Source organism: Cellvibrio sp. GW822-FHT04B05 (assembly GCF_058800985.1).
The window spans coordinates 565,797-583,606 of sequence record NZ_JBXAMU010000003.1; the positions used below are offsets into that span (position 1 = coordinate 565,797).

The 17,810-nt window shown below is 50.1% G+C and carries 15 protein-coding genes; 4 read left to right on the forward strand and 11 right to left on the reverse strand.

All coding sequences use genetic code 11. The annotated features are described in order from the left end of the window. The first annotated feature begins 126 nt into the window (after positions 1–126). Positions 127–690 carry an alkyl hydroperoxide reductase subunit C gene (gene ahpC, locus AC1RJL_RS12300; protein WP_492914373.1) on the forward strand — a complete coding sequence of 188 codons (564 nt, stop codon included), beginning with the start codon at positions 127–129 and terminating at the stop codon, positions 688–690. A 75-nt stretch (positions 691–765) separates the two neighbouring features. Further along, the gene (gene ahpF / locus AC1RJL_RS12305; protein WP_492914375.1) at positions 766–2,322 is read left to right on the forward strand and encodes an alkyl hydroperoxide reductase subunit F; all 1,557 of its coding nucleotides are present in this window, start codon (positions 766–768) and stop codon (positions 2,320–2,322) included. Between the two features lie 116 nt (positions 2,323–2,438). Here ahpF and AC1RJL_RS12310 read toward each other — a convergent pair whose 3' ends face one another. From AC1RJL_RS12310 to AC1RJL_RS12325, 4 genes are all read right to left on the reverse strand, one after another. Further along, complete coding sequence (locus AC1RJL_RS12310) at positions 2,439–4,004, reverse strand: sensor histidine kinase (RefSeq protein WP_492914376.1); 1,566 nt, start codon at positions 4,002–4,004, stop codon at positions 2,439–2,441. Beyond that, positions 4,005–4,895 carry a substrate-binding periplasmic protein gene (locus AC1RJL_RS12315; RefSeq protein WP_492914378.1) on the reverse strand — a complete coding sequence of 297 codons (891 nt, stop codon included), beginning with the start codon at positions 4,893–4,895 and terminating at the stop codon, positions 4,005–4,007. A 61-nt stretch (positions 4,896–4,956) separates the two neighbouring features. Next, entirely contained in the window at positions 4,957–5,577 is a 621-nt protein-coding gene (locus AC1RJL_RS12320) for an RBBP9/YdeN family alpha/beta hydrolase (RefSeq protein WP_492914380.1), read from the reverse strand. A 112-nt stretch (positions 5,578–5,689) separates the two neighbouring features. Continuing rightward, positions 5,690–6,304, reverse strand: a complete 615-nt coding sequence (locus AC1RJL_RS12325; RefSeq protein WP_492914381.1) for a LysE family translocator — start codon at positions 6,302–6,304, stop codon at positions 5,690–5,692. A gap of 103 nt (positions 6,305–6,407) precedes the next feature. Here AC1RJL_RS12325 and AC1RJL_RS12330 point away from each other — a divergent pair, with 103 nt between their 5' ends. Continuing rightward, complete coding sequence (locus tag AC1RJL_RS12330) at positions 6,408–6,746, forward strand: hypothetical protein (RefSeq protein ID WP_492914383.1); 339 nt, start codon at positions 6,408–6,410, stop codon at positions 6,744–6,746. Between the two features lie 347 nt (positions 6,747–7,093). Next, positions 7,094–7,537 (forward strand): nuclear transport factor 2 family protein, encoded by a 444-nt coding sequence (locus AC1RJL_RS12335; protein ID WP_492914385.1) that lies wholly within the window; start codon positions 7,094–7,096, stop codon positions 7,535–7,537. A gap of 55 nt (positions 7,538–7,592) precedes the next feature. Here AC1RJL_RS12335 and pelA read toward each other — a convergent pair whose 3' ends face one another. From pelA to AC1RJL_RS12370, 7 genes are all read right to left on the reverse strand, one after another. Further along, positions 7,593–8,789, reverse strand: a complete 1,197-nt coding sequence (pelA, locus tag AC1RJL_RS12340; protein WP_492914387.1) for a pectate lyase — start codon at positions 8,787–8,789, stop codon at positions 7,593–7,595. Between the two features lie 144 nt (positions 8,790–8,933). Continuing rightward, entirely contained in the window at positions 8,934–9,773 is an 840-nt protein-coding gene (panB, locus tag AC1RJL_RS12345; protein WP_492914390.1) for a 3-methyl-2-oxobutanoate hydroxymethyltransferase, read from the reverse strand. Between the two features lie 42 nt (positions 9,774–9,815). Continuing rightward, complete coding sequence (locus AC1RJL_RS12350) at positions 9,816–10,499, reverse strand: deoxynucleoside kinase (protein WP_492914392.1); 684 nt, start codon at positions 10,497–10,499, stop codon at positions 9,816–9,818. A 23-nt stretch (positions 10,500–10,522) separates the two neighbouring features. Next, positions 10,523–11,008, reverse strand: a complete 486-nt coding sequence (gene folK, locus AC1RJL_RS12355) for a 2-amino-4-hydroxy-6-hydroxymethyldihydropteridine diphosphokinase (RefSeq protein ID WP_492914394.1) — start codon at positions 11,006–11,008, stop codon at positions 10,523–10,525. A gap of 3 nt (positions 11,009–11,011) precedes the next feature. Then, positions 11,012–12,400 carry a polynucleotide adenylyltransferase PcnB gene (locus AC1RJL_RS12360; RefSeq protein WP_492914396.1) on the reverse strand — a complete coding sequence of 463 codons (1,389 nt, stop codon included), beginning with the start codon at positions 12,398–12,400 and terminating at the stop codon, positions 11,012–11,014. A gap of 888 nt (positions 12,401–13,288) precedes the next feature. Next, positions 13,289–14,704 carry a sigma-54-dependent transcriptional regulator gene (locus AC1RJL_RS12365; protein WP_492914398.1) on the reverse strand — a complete coding sequence of 472 codons (1,416 nt, stop codon included), beginning with the start codon at positions 14,702–14,704 and terminating at the stop codon, positions 13,289–13,291. A gap of 116 nt (positions 14,705–14,820) precedes the next feature. After that, positions 14,821–17,790 (reverse strand): ATP-binding protein, encoded by a 2,970-nt coding sequence (locus AC1RJL_RS12370; RefSeq protein WP_492914399.1) that lies wholly within the window; start codon positions 17,788–17,790, stop codon positions 14,821–14,823. Positions 17,791–17,810: the final 20 nt, after the last annotated feature.

Consider the following 17,810-nt stretch of genomic DNA (forward strand, 5'->3'; position numbering starts at 1 on the left):
GATAGTTTTTTAATATTAAAAGCATGGCAACATTCAATTAGCCGCTTGGCGTTCAACTCCCTAATCTGTGCCTGTCGAATCAATTAAACCGATTTCTCAACCACACAGACCTTAGGAGTTTTACTCATGGCAACTATCAATTCAGAAATCAAACCCTTCAGCGCCCAAGCTTATCACCAGGGCAAATTCGTGCCGGTAACCGATGCCGATCTCAAAGGCAAATGGTCAGTGGTGTTCTTCTACCCGGCTGACTTCACCTTTGTATGTCCCACTGAATTGGGTGACCTGGCTGATAACTACGTGGAATTCCAAACCATGGGCGTAGAGATCTATTCAGTGTCTACTGATACCCACTTCACCCACAAAGCCTGGCATGACAGTTCAGAAACTATCGGCAAAATCCAGTACCCGATGATTGGTGATCCAACCGGCACCATCACCCGCAATTTCGGTGTGATGATTGAATCTGAAGGCTTGGCTGAGCGCGGCACCTTTGTGATCGATCCGCAGGGCAAGATCCAGATTATCGAAGTAAACGCTGGCGGTATTGGCCGCGATGCATCTGAACTTCTGCGCAAAGTAAAAGCGGCGCAATATGTGGCAGCGCATCCTGGCGAAGTGTGCCCGGCCAAATGGAAAGAGGGTGAAGCGACTTTGGCCCCATCACTCGATCTGGTTGGAAAAATTTAATCACGCTCAATATTGATACCAAAAAAAGCCCGCTCACAAGGCGGGCTTTGACAAAAAATTCACGGAGCACACACCATGTTAGATGCCGCGATCAAAAGCCAACTCAAGGCTTATTTGGAAAAACTGCAACGCCCGATCCAACTGGTGGCCAGCCTGGATGAGAGTGCAAAAGGTCAGGAATTAAAAAGTCTCTTGCAAGATATTTCTGCTTTGTCTGACAAAGTCAGTATTAGCGAGCAGGCTAATGCATATTATCGTCCGTCATTTTCGGTCGCTGCCCAAGGTGAAACGCCGCGTATTGAATTTGCGGGAATTCCGATGGGGCATGAATTTACCTCGCTGGTGTTGGCATTGTTGCAAACGGGCGGGCATCCACCAAAAGTGGATGCAAAAACTATCGCGCAAATTAAATCGCTCGATAGCAAATTACATTTTGAAGTATTTGTATCCCTCTCTTGTCACAACTGTCCTGATGTAGTGCAAGCCGTAAATTTGATGGCAGCATTAAATCCCAATATTACTGCCACCATGATCGATGGCGCTTTATTTCAAAGCGAAGTGGATAAGCGTAAAGTCATGGCGGTGCCAAGTATTTACCTTAATGGTCAACATGTTGGCCAAGGCCGTATGACGCTCGAAGAAATTATCGCCAAGGTCGATACCGGCGCAGCTGAGCGCGATGCTGCAGCATTGAGTGAGAAAGATCCCTACGATGTATTGGTTATCGGCGGCGGCCCAGCCGGTGCAGCGGCAGCGATTTATTCAGCGCGTAAAGGTATTCGCACCGGTGTAATCGCTGAACGTTTTGGTGGCCAGGTACTGGATACAGTAGCGATTGAAAATTTTATTTCGGTAAAAGCAACCGAAGGCCCAAAATTGGCAATGGCGTTGGAGCAACACGTTAAAGAATATGCTGTTGATGTGATCAATCTACAAAAAGCCACGGAAATTATTCCCGGCGATTTGGTAGAAGTAAAACTTGCGAGCGGCGCGAGTTTAAAAAGCAAAAGCATCATTCTTGCGACCGGGGCGCGCTGGAGAGAAATGAATGTACCGGGTGAAAATACATACCGCGGTAAAGGTGTTGCTTACTGTCCACACTGTGATGGTCCTTTATTTAAAGGTAAGCGTGTGGCAGTTATTGGCGGTGGCAATTCCGGTGTAGAAGCGGCGATTGATTTGGCCGGCATCGTTGCTCAGGTAACACTGATCGAGTTCGATTCTAAATTGCGTGCCGATGCGGTATTGCAGCGCAAATTATTCAGCTTGACGAATGTTACGGTGATCACCGAAGCGCTTACCACCGAGGTAATCGGTAACGGTGAAAAAGTGACAGCATTGAAATACAAAAGTCGCCATACCGATGAAGTCGCGACTGTAGAATTGGACGGGATATTTGTCCAGATCGGTCTGCTGCCTAATACCGATTTCCTCAAGGGGACTTTGCAGCTAACCAATCGCGGCGAGATTGAAATCAATGCGCGTGGCGAAACGTCGGTGCCGGGCGTGTTTGCCGCAGGCGACTGTACCAATGTGCCTTACAAACAGATTATCATTGCGATGGGCGCAGGTGCTACAGCATCGCTCGGTGCTTTTGATCATCTGATTCGCACCAGTGCACCGGCCACCTGAGTGGAGATAGCAGCAGTGCAAAGATTGCGCAAGTAAAAAACGTTTTACAAATTAAAAAGGGCATCGTGAATGGTCGAGCAATAAAAAAACGCGCAGCTTTTGCGCGTTTTTTTATTTTAATCTGGCGATGAAGCTTGAGGTGTGCGATTGAAGTCGATATTTTTACTGTCTGCCTTTTTAAGGCTAAACCAAAAAATGCTGCCGCCACCGGGTGCTTGCTCATAACCCACTTCTCCTCCCAAGCGTTGGGTGATGCGTTTTACAATGGATAAACCAAGGCCATGGCCGTCGGCTGCGGTTGTGTCAAAGCGGACAAACTTGTCAAAAATCTCATGCTGCTGTTCTTCGTTCAAACCCGGGCCAGAATCTTTTACCCAACATTTCACCAAAGCGGTTTTCAGCGTTTCCGCCCCTAATTCGATAGTGGGATGTGTGCCGCCATATTTCAGCGCATTGGATAAATAGTTTACCCAAATTTCTTCAATCCACTGCTCATGCCCATGAACTTTTGGCCAGTGTGCTCCCATTCGTATGGTTGCATTTTGTTGTTCGATCAGCTGGTGCAAACGAGTGCAGGATTCCTGCGCGGTTTGTCGCGTGTCGACAGTGGTGAGTACAATGTTTTCGCATTTACGGATGTTGGAGAGCAGGAGCAGCGAGTCGATGATCGAGCGCATTTTGTGCGCGGAGTGTTGAATGCTATCGATGAGGACGCGATTCTTTTCGGCAGAAAGTTGCAGCTCTTCATTGCTTAATAAACTGGAGGCACCCAGCAACGTACTGATTGGTTGTTTCAAATCATGGGCCACTGTATGCGCATAAGCATCCAGCTCGTTATTTTGTTCAATCAATTCATTGGATTTTAATTCCAGTTGCTGGCTTTTGTATTCAAGGTCAATAGTGCGTTCAGTGACCAGTCGTTCAAGTTGGTTACGATAAACACTCAATTCCTGATACAGGTAATTGCGTTTGTTTAAATCATTTTTAATGCTGAGACGCATTTTATTAATGGCGTTGACTACCAAACCCAATTCATCGGGTTGACCGGTGTCGGCGCGTGTCAGTGCCAATGGTTTATCGAGATTATTTAAATCCAGGGTTTGCGCATAGTCGGCCATGGTTTCCAGGTGGCGGGTAATCCAGCGACGCACAATAAACAACACAAAAAAGACGGTTGAAAATAACGTAATGCAGGTGGTGATGGCGATGCTTCTAGCGGTATGTAGCGTGCGCGCATCAATATCGGCGGACATGAGCGAAACGGTGAGTTCGCCCATGGGAAAATCTTCATTGTCTTCGCGGTAAACAATGGCAAAACTGCGGCTCAATAAATCGCTTTCATATTTAGCATGGCGGCGGTTCCAGCGCTGTTGGAGTTCATCGCGCAATTCGATAAAGCCAACATCGGGTAATTGTGCCATGCCATCGAGTAATGCATCGACCCGCTCCTGATCGACTGACCACATACCGGCAGCGAGACTGGGCAAATAACTTTTTTCGATATCGATAAAATGTTTCTGTGCATCAATCAACTCGGTGCGATAAACACTATAAATTTGTACGCTCGATACCAGCACAGCGATACAGAAAGTAAATGCAATGACGGCACCCACCATGCGCAAACCAATACGGCGGATATGCGGCGGTGATTGTGTGGTGCTGTTGGTTGAAGATGTCGTCATTTAAAAACCTTGTTCCGGTGAGAACCATAACTCGCTGCGCGTTAATGGCGTTTCAGGAGTGAGTAGCGGGTTATGCAAGCGCACGATTGTGCGTTGTTGTAATTGGGCGCGGGCAATGTCCTGGCTGAAGTGCTGCTCGAATAATTGGCGCATGCTGCCATCGCGAATAGCGATTTCGAGCCCTTGTTCAATGGCATGGGCAAGTTTGGTGTTATCGCGTCGCACAAAAAAGTAGAGCGGGGCTGGATAATAGAGCACCCATTTTGGAGCGATCATTAACCCCATAGCCGGTCGGGCATCCAGCTCCGGTTGTATTTCGGTGAGGGAGCGCGGGAAGTAACCAATGCGGCCGCGTTTGAGCATGTGGAACAGGCCTTCGTAACTGGAGCTTGGGCTAACCTTGAAGCCGTTGTTGTGCAGAATAGGATAGTCGGGCCAATCGTGCCCTTGACCGGAGCGCATCGTTTTGAGTTGTTCGGCGGTGTCGATTGCGGCAAAGCGCTGGGCGTCAGTATCGGAAATCAGCAGCAGGCGCCAACCAATCAGGCCGCGATCAATGGGGATGCGAATTGGTAGCAATTCATTCTCACGTTCCGGCGAACTTAATGTCCAGACAATATCCATCGCTTTACCCATTTGCAAATGCCGCAGCGTCCGCCATTGGGGTTGATCGAATTTGCTGGGTTTAGCGAGGTAATCCTGGCCGGATTTGGCGAGTGCCAGTTTCAGGAGTTCGATGGGGTAGTGGCCGCGTCTATCGGCCGCCATGGGTTCAGCCCACGCGTAAATCACCGACTCTGCTGCCAGTGTGGCATTGGATAGCCAATATGAGAGCAATATCCATAAAGCGGAGAGGCGCAAATTTTGTGCGCCATTGGATGTTATCGTCATCGGTTTTAGGCAAATGAGGAACGTCTTGCCAGTATAGCGCTTGGCAGGTAATTGCGCGGTTTTATGCCGCGCGATTAAGTTTGGGTGAGGTGGTACGGACGGTGGTACGAGTAGAAATGTCCTGTTTTTTTGCGTTGCGCACCAGTTGCTGTAATAGCTGGATGCCTTGTGTCCATAAGCCCAGATTGGATTCGCTATTGATATGGCCGACGTTCTTCAGGCGCAAAAAGTCAGTACCCCATTGCAACGCCCAATAAGCTGCCTTGTTCTCGCTCAGCCATGGATCGTTACTGCTGGCGATAATTTTGGCTGGTACCGGCAACAGGTTTTGCGGCAGGCGTTTGGCGATCTGGAATTTATCCGGATCTGCTGGCGCGACCAGAAAAAGTGCAGCGATTTTATCGGGAAATTCGGCCGCAATACTGGCACTGGCAAGTGTGCCAAAGCTATGTGCAATGATGACAACCGGCTTATCGAAAGTGGCTAATTCAGTGCGAATTCCGGCTTTCCATTTGTCCAGATCCGGCGTGCTCCAATCATCGACATGGATACGCTTGCTGTGAGGCAACTGGTTTTGCCACAAGCTCTGCCAATGCTGCTCGTCGCTATTACGCAGGCCGGGTACGATCAGGATTGGCTGGTCGAGAAGGGATTTGGGGAAACCGGATTGATTGAGCGACATGCTGCTGCCTCCAAAAGTGTATGAAGTGCAGCTTAAGGATTTATCGGGCGAATGAAAAAGAATCGTTTTTTCTTTGCTTATACCCAAATCGTGTAATCAGAAAAGCGGACAATTAGAGTTTGGAGAACGCGAGTGCGCCGCCCGCCAAAATCAGTGTGCCTCCGGAAATCCAATTGAACCAGCGCTGGTGTTCGGGAGATTTTAACCAGCGCATGATGCTCTGCCCACCGACGGCGTAAATTGCCATCCAAATTAAATCCATCGCCAAAAAAATGCTAGTGAGCAACGCAAATTGCGGTGGCATGGATTTGTGTACATCGATAAACGGCGGCATTAATGCGCCGAAATAAATCAGCCCCTTCGGGTTGGTCACGGCAACGATAAACGATTTGCGAAACAACTGGCTGCTACGAATTTGCCGCGCTTGTATATCCATACTCAAAGGCGGTGCGAGCACCAGCTTTATACCTAAATAAATCAGGTAGGTCGCCCCAATCCATTTAATCGCATGGAAAATCCACTCCGCTTGTTCAATCAGTAATCCCAATCCACATGCCGATAACAACATCAGGATTAAATTGCCGGTGCTGGCGCCCAGCATCGTGAACATGGATTTGGCAAAACCGTAACGACCTGCATCAATCATGCAGGCAAGCATCACTGGGCCAGGGCTGGCGGAGATGACGAGGGTGATGGTGGTGAATAGCCAGAGTTGTTCGAACGACATAAGGATTCCTTGCAGCAAGCGCGCAGTTTAGCAGAGCATCCGGCAGCGTCATTAAAGTCTTCTATACTCAATCGGTTGATCATTACATGAAAAAAGGTGTGTTATGTCGAATAGCAGTATTTCCAAAGCCATCAAGGTGCTTGAGGATTTGTTGGGCGGGTTGGATCAGGCCTATTGGGAAGCTAATAGCCTGGATCGGAAAGATTTTTTCTACGACCTGATTGGTGCACTCCACTCGGAGTTGTCCGAGTTAAGCAAGCTGAGCGTGCAAGATCACGATCTGGATTACGAGCCGGTCACCGAAGAGTTTCGTGCGGTGCGTCCCAAATTGAGCCGGTTGCGCAAATTAGTCGATGACTTCGCACTGCGTTCGACAACCGCCGTACGGCTGGAATATCTGATTAATGAATCCATGGTATTGATGGGGCGCAACCTGGCGTGAATCCGCACGGTTATAGCCTTTTTTAATGAAGCAAGCGGGGTTATCGCCAAATATTTTAAATGGCGCGATAAAAAAACTGGCAACGGGCGAAAAGTGAACAATACTAACACTACCGGTAACGGTTTCTTCCTGTGAGTACAACGGCATTCATGTTTTGGTTGGTTCATCGATTTAGGAAGGTTGTGCGGTTACCGACGGGTTTTTATCTTGGCCCGGTTTGGAACTCCCCTTTATTTGTAATCTAGTATGGTCTTGGCCGGCATCTTTATGGTGTCGGCTTTTTTTATTTTTGCGGTTTACGATTTACACTTTTGTGGGAAATATTGGTGATGAAAAAAGCAGTGGTTATGTCAATCGCATTGGGTTGGTTAATGGCTTCTTCTGTTCAAGCAGAAACCTGTCTAGACGAAAAAAATTTGGAAGCATTGGATGCGCGATATGAAAAAGCATTGCAGGAAGGCGATGTAAAATTTTTGGCAAAAGTGCTCGCGCCGGATTTTTATTGGGTGCATAACCTGGCCAGTATGAAAGAGAAAAAAGCTGAATTATTAGCGCGGGTACAGAAACCGGAAGAACAGGTAAAAGAGCGTCGTTCCCACGATACCACCCGGCAGCGCTTAGGCAATACGGTGGTATTGCAAGGATTGAGCAGCGTGGATAAATGGAATGCCGATGGCAAAACTTTCCGCACCTCGCGCTACCAATTTATGCGCACTTATGTGGAAGAAAAAGGTGAGTGCAAATTGTTGGCAGTGCAGACTATGAAAGTGTGGGCGAGCGAAGAAAAATAACGGCTGTAAAAATTCCCGGTATTTGACCGGGAATTTGTTCATAAAATTTGCCGTATTACTGTGGATATTTTTTTGCCCACTTCGCGTATTTTGCCAGGATTTTATTGGGCGAGTTCGAGTACCAGGCGTAACCTTCACGCCGCTCTGCTGATACTTTATTTAACTCATAAAAAACCGTATCGTCGCGGTCGCCAAACAAGGGTTTATTCGTTCCTATTTCATAAAACCGCGCCCATATCGGTGACGCCTTCGGGTCATCTTTTAAGGTGGCTGCACCACGCTCCCACACTTTACCTTCAATTTTAGTTGACTCGTACCAAGCGATACCTGCATGTACCGATTTAATAATCGCGGGCGACGGTGATTCCAGGCTCATTAAAAAATCCAGCATCGATTGGCTCTCGGCACTTGCGAGTGAGACCATTTCATAGGCGCGGGCTTTTGCCGGCTGGAGGGTTTTTGCATCATATTGAGCTGCCCATACAGTCAGTTTTCCATTGGCGACAACTTGTGTTTTTAATACACAATCCAGCGCGCGCGCGAGGCTTGCCTGCGCTGCTTGCTGTTGCTCTTTGGACACAAATGCATATTCATTTTTTGCATTTGCCGCACTGTGCAATACGACCATCAAGTCGCGCATAAGTGAATCGTTATAAGTGATGTGGTTGTGGTAGCCGCCCACCAGCGGAAAGTTTTGTGGCCAGCCACCATCGGGGTATTGGGCGATGATGATAAACGCCAGGCCGCGGTTAAATGCCTCGCTATAACGCTTGTCTCCCGTTGCTTGATAAGCCTGTGCGAGTAATTTGAGTTGGGTGCTGGTCGCGCTGTTATCGAAGGTAGGTATGTAATCTTTCTCAACACCAAACGCCTGACCGGGTTTGCGCAGTGCTTTGCCCATATCAGTGCGTTTTGACCAACCACCGGAAGGGGTTTGGAAGGAGAGGATGATATCCATCACGCGTTTACCTTCGACGCTTTTAAACCAATCTGCCGGTTGCTTGACCTCAAAGCCGAACTCTTTGGCTTTCTCGGGTAAGCTTGGCTTGTTTTGACCCAAGGTTTTTAATTCTGCGGCAAGGAAATCCCGGTCTGCCTGGCGTAGCTTTTGGGATGTGGCGAGATATTGCTCCCAACTGTTTTGCTCGGACTGTATTTGGGATGTAGGAGTTACTTGTGATGGAGTGCAGGCGTATAAACTGACGCTGCCGCACGCAAGCGCGGCAACAATCAATGCTGTTCTTGTGATCATAACGTTAAACCTTTTCTCATGTTTTTTGGTGAGGCTGCAATGTTTTGTCGTAGTGCAGCTGTTATGACCGAATTTTATGCTGAGTTTTTACCAGTTTAGCAGCACACCTGTGCGCTGCTAAGAATCCCTGTGTTTAATGAATTTTTAGATAAAAATATTATCGTCACCAGGGAATATACCTGACTTAACATCGGCAACGTATTTTTGCATCGCGCCGGGAATATCCTTCGCTTCCAATAAAAAATTCTTGGAGAATTTTGGCGGTTGCTCGGTGAGGCCAAGAATATCGTTGATCACCAACACTTGCGCATCAGTGTCGCGTCCTGCGCCTATTCCAATAACAGGAATAGCAATTTCACGGGTAATGCGCGCACCCAAATCGGCGGGTACACATTCCAGTACTAATAAATCTGCACCGGAATCGGCGAGTAGTTTTGCATCGGCAAGAATTTTTTCTGCGCCGGCATCATCGCGCCCCTGAACGCGGAAACCGCCAAATTTATTGACCGATTGCGGAGTTAAACCCAAGTGTGCACACACAGGCACGCCGCGTTCAGCGAGCATATTTACTGTTTCAGCAAGCCATGCACCGCCTTCCAGTTTTACCATCTGTGCACCGGCTTGCATGATGCGGGTGCAATTGCGCATAGCTTCATCGGGTGTGGCGTAGGTCATAAAAGGCAGGTCGCCGATAATGAGCGACTTTTTATTGCCGCGCGCGACCGCTTCCACGTGATAAATCATTTGTTCCATGGTCACTGGAATCGTGCTGTCATAACCCAGTACAGTCATGCCCAGTGAATCGCCAACCAATACAACTTCTACCCCGCAGCGTTGCGCCATAGCTGCCATGTGCGCGTCATACAGTGAAATCACAACAAATTTTTCGCCGCTGCTTTTTAGCTTGTTGAGTGTATTGATAGAGACATTTTTAGTGAGCGCGGTATTCGCCGTTGAGGTGCTGTTGATAGTTGAATAAGGCATAGCAATTCTCGCTACAAAAAATAAAAATCAGAATTGTCTGAATTAAAGTGCAGGCACCGGATTGTAATAATGGCGGCCACTTTTAATGGTGAGGATATATTCCACCAATTGCTTAAAGTGATCGCGATTTTTCGCCAGGTTTAAATCTTTGGCATTTACAATCAATAGCGGTGCACCATCATAAAAGTGAAAAAATTCTGTGTACGCATCGTTGAGCACTTTTAAATACTCGGCATTGATATATTGCTCGGCGCTGATGCCGCGCTGGCGGATGCGGTCGAGCAATACATCCAGCGGTGCTTGCAGATAAATCACTAAATCCGGACGCGGTGCATTGATGACTAATTTGTCATACACCTGACGATAAATATTGAACTCGTCGTCGTCCAAGGTGACGCGCGCAAATAATTGGTCTTTCTCAATCAGAAAATCAGCCACACGAACCGGTTCAAAAATGTCGTCCTGACGCAGGCTTTGTAATTGGTTGGCGCGTTGGAATAAAAAGAATAATTGGGTCGGCAGTGCGGTGGATTTTGGATCGCGATAGAAGCGTTCCAAAAATGGATTTTCCTCCGGCTGCTCCAACAACATGTCGTAATTAAACAGTTGGGCGATGTTGCGTGCAAGGGTCGTCTTGCCTACCCCAATGCACCCTTCCACGGCGATATAACGCGGCAGGTTGGTATTGGTTAAATCCAGTCCGAGTTCTTCAAAAACAACGTCCACGGTAACTCCTTGAAACTAATTCGTTAAGCGGGCAATGACAGCCGTACCAGCCCATCGGCAGGGCAACAGCTGAGCAAATCGGCAAGCGGAGTGCCATCGGGCAAGTGTAAATCCGGGGTGATGTCCGCGAGCGGATAAAGCACAAAGCTGCGCTGGGTCAGATAGGGATGAGGTACGGTGAGGCGCTCATGCTGGATAGTGCGATCCGCATACAGGAGCAGGTCCAGATCCAATGTGCGCGGCCCCCAGTGCTGGATACGCACGCGCTGATGGGCTTGTTCTATGGCTTGCAATGCATCCAGAAGCGCGAGAGGCTCGAGGTTGGTGTCCAGCAGTGCAACAGCATTGATGTAATCCGGCTGCTCGGGCCCTACTGCATGGCTGGAATAGATGGCGGAGCGCCTCACCAGAGCTGTGTAGGCTATATCAGCCAGCTCGGCGAAGGCGCGCGCTACCTGCGCGAGTGGATCTTCCAGATTGCTGCCGAGACCTATGTAGGCCAGCGCCATGGATTATTCATTCCCGCCGGGTGCGGCATCGGTTTTGGGTTTGCGCGGGCCACGGCGACGGCGCGGCTTGCTCGCTGATTTGCCACCGGCTTGCTTGCCGATGTCCTTCACCATTTGTTCGCGCTCTTCGTCGTTAGCGGTCTGGTAATTGGTCCACCATACACCGAGGCCATCAAGCGCTTCGCCTGCCGCTTCACGCATCAATAAGAAATCGTAGGCTGCACGGAAGCGTGGGTGATCAAGTGTACGCAGTGCGCGCATTCCCAGGCGGCTTGGCAGGCGCTGCTGCAAATCCCAGATCTCCCGCATTGGGATCAGGAAGCGTTTGGGCACTGCCGTGCGGGTCAATTGTTGGTTGATGACGTTTTGCGCTGCCTGTGCCCAGGCTTGGGTAGGCGTCATCTGTCCGCTGAGCAACTTGAATTGTTGCTGCAGACCGGGCCACAGCAGGGCGGCATAGATAAACGCGGGGGTAACAGTTTTATCGGCCCGGATGCGTTTATCGGTATTGATCATGCACTGCTCGATCAAATTGGCGCCAAATTCGTCGCCTGCTTTGAGTGCTTTATCGGTGCCGGGAAAAAGATGAGCCAGCAGGTCGTACTCACGCATCAAATTGAATGTAGCGGTGGCTGAGCCGCCCAAAAATAATTTCAGTACTTCTTCAAATAAGCGGGCATCGGAAACGTTCAGTAACAGGCCGCTCAGTTCACGAATGGGCTTGGCGGTTTTGGGCTCCAGGCTAAAGCCAAGCTTCGCGGCAAAGCGCAAGGCCCGCAGGATGCGCACCGGATCTTCTTTGTAGCGCGTGGCAGGATCGCCAATGATGCGCAGGGTGCGATGCTTTAGGTCTTCCATGCCATTGCAGTAGTCAATGACGGAAAAGTCCTTGAGCGTGTAGTACAGGGCATTAACGGTAAAGTCGCGGCGCATGGCATCGGTTTCGAGGGTGCCGTAAACGTTATCGCGTAACAGCATGCCGTCTTCACTGCGGGCATGTGAGGCGGACTCCTCGTGATGGCCGCGAAAAGTAGTGACTTCGATAATCTCGCGCCCCATGCGTACATGGACGATCTGGAAGCGGCGGCCGACGATACGTGCACTGCGGAACAGGCGTTTAACTTCTTCGGGCTTGGCATTGGTAGCGACATCAAAATCTTTAGGATGGTTGCCGAGTAGCAAATCGCGTACACCACCGCCAACCAAATAGGCGGCGAAGCCGGCATCTTCCAATTGCTTGATGATCTTGATGGCGGCGGGGCTGATGTTCTTGCGGGAAATATTATGCTGGTCGCGCGGAATCAGGCTGGCACCATCGCTAGTGCGGATTGCGGATGCCTTACTGGAATCCTTTGCGCCGGAAGTGAACAGGTTTAGCAAGCGTTTGAGCATGTTGTCTCGCTGGTGTTTAGGCAGTCAGTTGCACAAGAGCGGCGAGTTTAGCAGAAGCACGGAGTTTTTTACGACAATCCTGCCTCTCGATCAGGCTTGAAATCAGGTGCGAACTCCCGCTTTTATGGAAATAAACAGGTATGAGTTAGCGCTGTGCATGCGAACGATTAAAAAAGCACATACCGAAAAGCAAAACGGGAAAGCTTTCGCTTTCCCGTAGGAGGGAGCACCGGAGTGCTTTAATCGGCATTCAATGGGGTGCTTCCATGCCCATATCCAATCTCGCGTGCTATCCCATCCCGTGCCTAGTCAGTATCCGCTTTATTTTACTGTCTTATTGCTTTTGTCTTCTAGCGTGGTGTATCTAAGTTATTGTTTTCGTTATTATTATTCAATTTCTGTTGTTATTGTTTGTTGTTGTTATGTTCTTTATTTTCAGTTTTTTTATTGTTTCTTGTTGTTATTTGTCTGGTTCAGTTTCTTATTGTCTATTGTTGTTATTTTTAAGTTCGTTACGCTTTTTATTATTTGTTGTTGTTATTAGATTTTCACATTTAATTCTTATTATTTGTTTTTGTTATGGCGCTCTAAAAGCAGTACTTGTGCCATATTTGGAATTGTTAATTAAATCAATGCGTTGGCTTTTTTGGCGCGCTCCTTATTTCTTTTTGTTATTTCGATAGGTTACATATTTGTCACTTGTTTGTTACGTCTGACAAATGCGGTAACAGTATTTTTACGGTAACACTCTCGTGTTTGAGGGTAACGATTTGGCATTTTTAACAACATTGTTGGCGCCAAAATATTAAAAACTGTCACTAGAAACTAAAAATCCCCACTGCTAAAAGGCAAGTGGGGATTTTTTTAAAGCAAATGTTATTAAGTGGGTTATTTGGCGTTACTGAGTGCCGCCGAAGATTTGGTGCGCGGAATGCCAAGGCGTTGGCGGCGCTCCCACAGGCACTTGCGGCTGACGCCGAGCTTACGGGCGAGTTCTGTTTCGCTCATGCTGTCCTGATGCTCGAGTACAAAGCGCTGGAAATAATCTTCCAGGGACAAATCTTCCGATGCTGCTGGTGCACCGCCAGGAGTGCGGTTGGCGAGGCGTACAGGCTCAAAGAGTGAGCTGCCGGTATTATCGTCGAGATCGCTACCATCCATATCGATGGAGAGCAGGTGATCGCCGATTTCATTGCTGTCTTCGCACAGGATCACCGCTCGCTGCATGGCGTTTTCCAGCTCGCGCACGTTGCCTGGCCAGTTGTAGCTCATGATGGCATCCATTGCGGAGGAGGAGAGCTTGAGTTGCGTTTTGCCAAACTGGGCGCAGTAACGCTGTAACAGGGATTCGGCGATATTGATGATATCGCGCCCGCGCTCGCGTAATGGCGGCAGTTCGAGCTGTACTACGTTAATGCGGAAATAAAGGTCTTCGCGGAACTTGCCCTCTTTGGAAAGCTTGCGCAGGTCGCGGTGGGTTGCGGCGACGAGGCGGACATCCACTTTGCGCGACTCCACCGAGCCCAGCGGGCGAACCTCGCCTTCTTGCAGTACACGCAGCAGGCGCGCTTGGGCTTCCAATGGCAATTCGCCGATCTCATCGAGGAACAGGGTGCCGCCGTCAGCTGCTGCAACTAGGCCTTCACGGTTGGTCGCCGCACCGGTAAAGGCGCCTTTTTCGTAACCGAAGAGTTCGGATTCAATCAGGGTATCGGGAATCGCGGCGCAGTTTACCGAGATCATCAAATGATTATTGCGGCTGCTCTCTTCGTGCAGGGCGCGGGCGACCAGCTCTTTACCGGTACCGGTTTCACCGTGGATAAGTACCGTGGCATTAGTCGGAGCAACTTTGTGGATGCGGTTGTACAGGTCCTGCATAACATCGCTGGCGCCAATCATGCCGGCGATAGCCGTGCTGGCTGCGATTGAACCGCCGCTGGCCTTGTTGGCTGCCTTGGCTTTGCCGATTACGCGTTTGACGGCGTTGACCATTTCATCGTGGTCGAAGGGTTTGGCGATATAGTCCACCGCACCCATGCGCATGGAATCTACCGCGGAACGCAAGCTCGCATAGCTGGTCATGATGAGTACCGGTGTATCGCCTGCCAGTTTGATCAGATCGGTGCCCGGCGCGCCAGGCAGGCGCAGGTCGCTGACGATCAGGTCGAAATCCTTGAGCTGGAATTTGGACGTCGCCTCTTTTACCGACGGGGCCTCGCTGACCTCGTACTGGTTGCGCTCAAGCAGCTTGCGCAGGGCGTTACGGATGATGGTTTCGTCTTCAACAATCAGAATCTTACTCATAGCTATCCGGGTCTTGCGTTAAGTGTTACTGGTCAATAACGGGCAGTTGGCTGCCGGTCGCTGTCTGGTGTGCACTAACCGTGCTTCTTGTTATATCGGTGTACATTAAAGAGTTATCAGGCATCCATAAATGAATCCAGATGGCGTGGCAAGGTAATGACAAAGCGCGCGCCGCGGTTATGAACTGTATCGGCAGGGCTAATGATGTCCATATGGCCGCTATGGTCTTCAATGATGCTGTACACCATGGCCAAGCCCAAACCTGTACCTTCACCGGGTTCTTTAGTGGTGAAGAAAGGTTCGAGAATCCGTTCTATCAGTTCGGGAGGGATACCATGCCCCTCATCGGTAACAGAAACTGTTACCGAATCCTCATCTTCGTTACTTTCAAGCATAACACGCCCTTGCTCCGGGCTGGCATCCCGCGCGTTAGATAAAAGATTTATAAAAATCTGAATTATGCGTTGCGCGTCACCAGCGACTATCGCCGTTTTGGGAATGTCATTGCAGAACAGTACCTGCGTTTTCTCCTTTTGTAGGGAGAGCAGATGAATCGCTTCATTGGCGCAATCGCGGATTGAGACGGCCTCAAACTCGGTTTTGCTCGCGTGGCCAGCGTGGGAGAAGCTCACCAGTGATTGCACTATGCGGCCAACGCGATCGGTTTGGCTGAGGATCTGCTCAGCGGTTTCCAGGACTTCGGCTGGGTCGGTGGAGTCGTATTTCAGGTTTTGGGCAAGACAGGCGATGCCGGTAATCGGGTTGCCGATTTCATGGGCAACACCCGCCGCAAGGCGGCCAACTGATGCCAGGCGCTCGGAGTGCACCAGTTCCTGCTCCAGTAATTGGGTCTCGGTAACATCTTCCAGCAACATTACCTGATCGTAGACACCGGCAGTGATCGGTCCCTCAATATTGGCCTTATGCAGGCTGATCCAGTGCGGGCGGTTGTCCAGCTCGATTTCGCGGCGATAAAAATGCGGCTCTTTGCTTTGGCTGAAGTCGATCAGCAGGCTGCACCAGGGTTCGGGAATGTCCTCCAGATAAGAGCCGGTAACATCCTCGGTAGGCGTTTGCGTCAGCTCTGCCATGGCACGGTTCCACATCAATACTTCCATATCGCGTCCGAGTGAGCAGACCGCCATCGGCAACTCTTCCAGGGTTTTACGATGATAAAGACGCAAAGTATTCAATTCCGCCGCCATACCGGTGAGATGGTCGCGGTATTGCGCGAGGCGGTTTTCGATCAGGTTGATGTCCACCGTGCTCTGCGACTCAGCGGTCGAGTGAGGAATGTACTTATCCATAATTTCGCTGGCAACATGAATCCCCATCAGGCTGGAGAGGTTGCCCTCAATCTGGTCGCGCAAACGGCGCAGGGCATAAGGGCGGCGCTCATCAATATTGAGTTCTAACTCTTTGAGGGCGATATCAACTTCGCGGCTGGCGGTGACTTTGCCCAACGGCTTGGCGAGGCGATGTTTGAATTCCGATGCAGAATGTACATCCAGCGCCTGGCGCACCGGGTGACTCAGCTCATCGGCAGCGCAGAGGTTAGCGCTGTATTGCTCGTCTTCCGTTTGCTGGGTTAGCAGCGAGATCACCACAAAAAAGAAAGTGTTCAGCCCGAGGGAAATAAGCGTTACCTGACTCCAGTACTCAATTCCGATGGGGATGCTGATAGTGGCAATGGGCAGGTTGATGTATTCGATACCGGTCAGAATCGGCAGCAACAAACCGAGCGCCCAAATAGTAGTACCTACGGATAAGCCGGCGATCAAACCGCGCCGATTGCCCTTGCTCCAGAAGACAATGGCAAAGGTCCCGGGCAGGAATTGCAGGGTTTCGATAAACGCGGTCATGGCGAGATGCGCCAGGCTAAAGCTGTTGTCCAGCACCCAATAAAAGAGATAACCGCCGCCGAAAATGGCAGCGATGAGCACTCGTCTCAGCCAGAGCAATTGGCTGTAGAGATCGGTGCGGGTCTGCAGTTTCAGGCTGGGCAGCAGCCAATGGTTCATTACCATGGTGGCGAGCGCGAGAGAGATAATCACCATCGCGCCGGTTGCCGCCGAAAGTCCACCGAGGAAAGCCAACAGGGTCAGGCCGGGCGAGTTAAATAAAATCGGGACACCCAAGGTATAGTACTGCGGTGGCAATGGCACGCTAAGTTCAGTACCCGCCCAGAGGATCGGGAAAATCGGCAGCGCCATCAGCAACAAAAACAGCGGGAATGCCCAGGTGACCGTGTGTGAATTGCGCATCAGCGGGTTTTCCGCCAAACCCAAATGGAAGATGTGCGGCATGGTGACGGCGGTCGCAACAAACACCAGCAGGAGTGTGTGGGCGGAATCCGAGTGGATGGGGGTGTGCAGTAACGCCAGGTTTTCCGGGTGATCCAGTAACCATTGGTCTAGCCCATCAAGGCCATCAAATACGCCGAATACTGCGACCAAACCGACAGCACAAAGGGCGCAGACTTTCAGCAGCGATTCAAAGGCCATTGCAGTAATCAGGCCTTTATGTTGCTCGCGGTTGGCGCCGAAAGAGATGGTGAAGAAAGCAAGGATCGCGCAGTAACAGAGCGCCATAATATCTTTAAAAGTCAGGCCGGTTCCCGCCAGCGGCAGTGATGGATTACCGCTTACCGTGAGGATGTGCATGGTGTCGGCGATGGCCTGGATCTGCAGCGCCAGCAGCGGCAAGATCCCGCACAACATACAGAGTGTAGTGAGCGCTCCCACGCTGTGGCTGTGGTAGCGGAATACCAATAAGTCGGCGAGCGAGTGCACTTGATGGCGCCGCGCCAATTCTGCCAGCGGTGCCAGTGCGACTGGCGCGAACAGGAAGAGCGCGCCAGTCCCCAAATAGTAAGCGAGTGCGCCATAGCCATATTGGAAGGCTAGGTCAATCACCCCGTAAAACGCCCAGGCGCTGGCAAAAATACCCAATGACAAAATATAGGTAATCGGATGTGAGGTGACTGCCTCGGGAATCCAGCCACGCTCGGTAATCCAGGCGATGCCAAACAGCAGCAATAAATAGCTGATACCGATGAGTGCTACCTGGCTGAGGTCAAAAGTCATGTTGGTTTATATTCTTATCA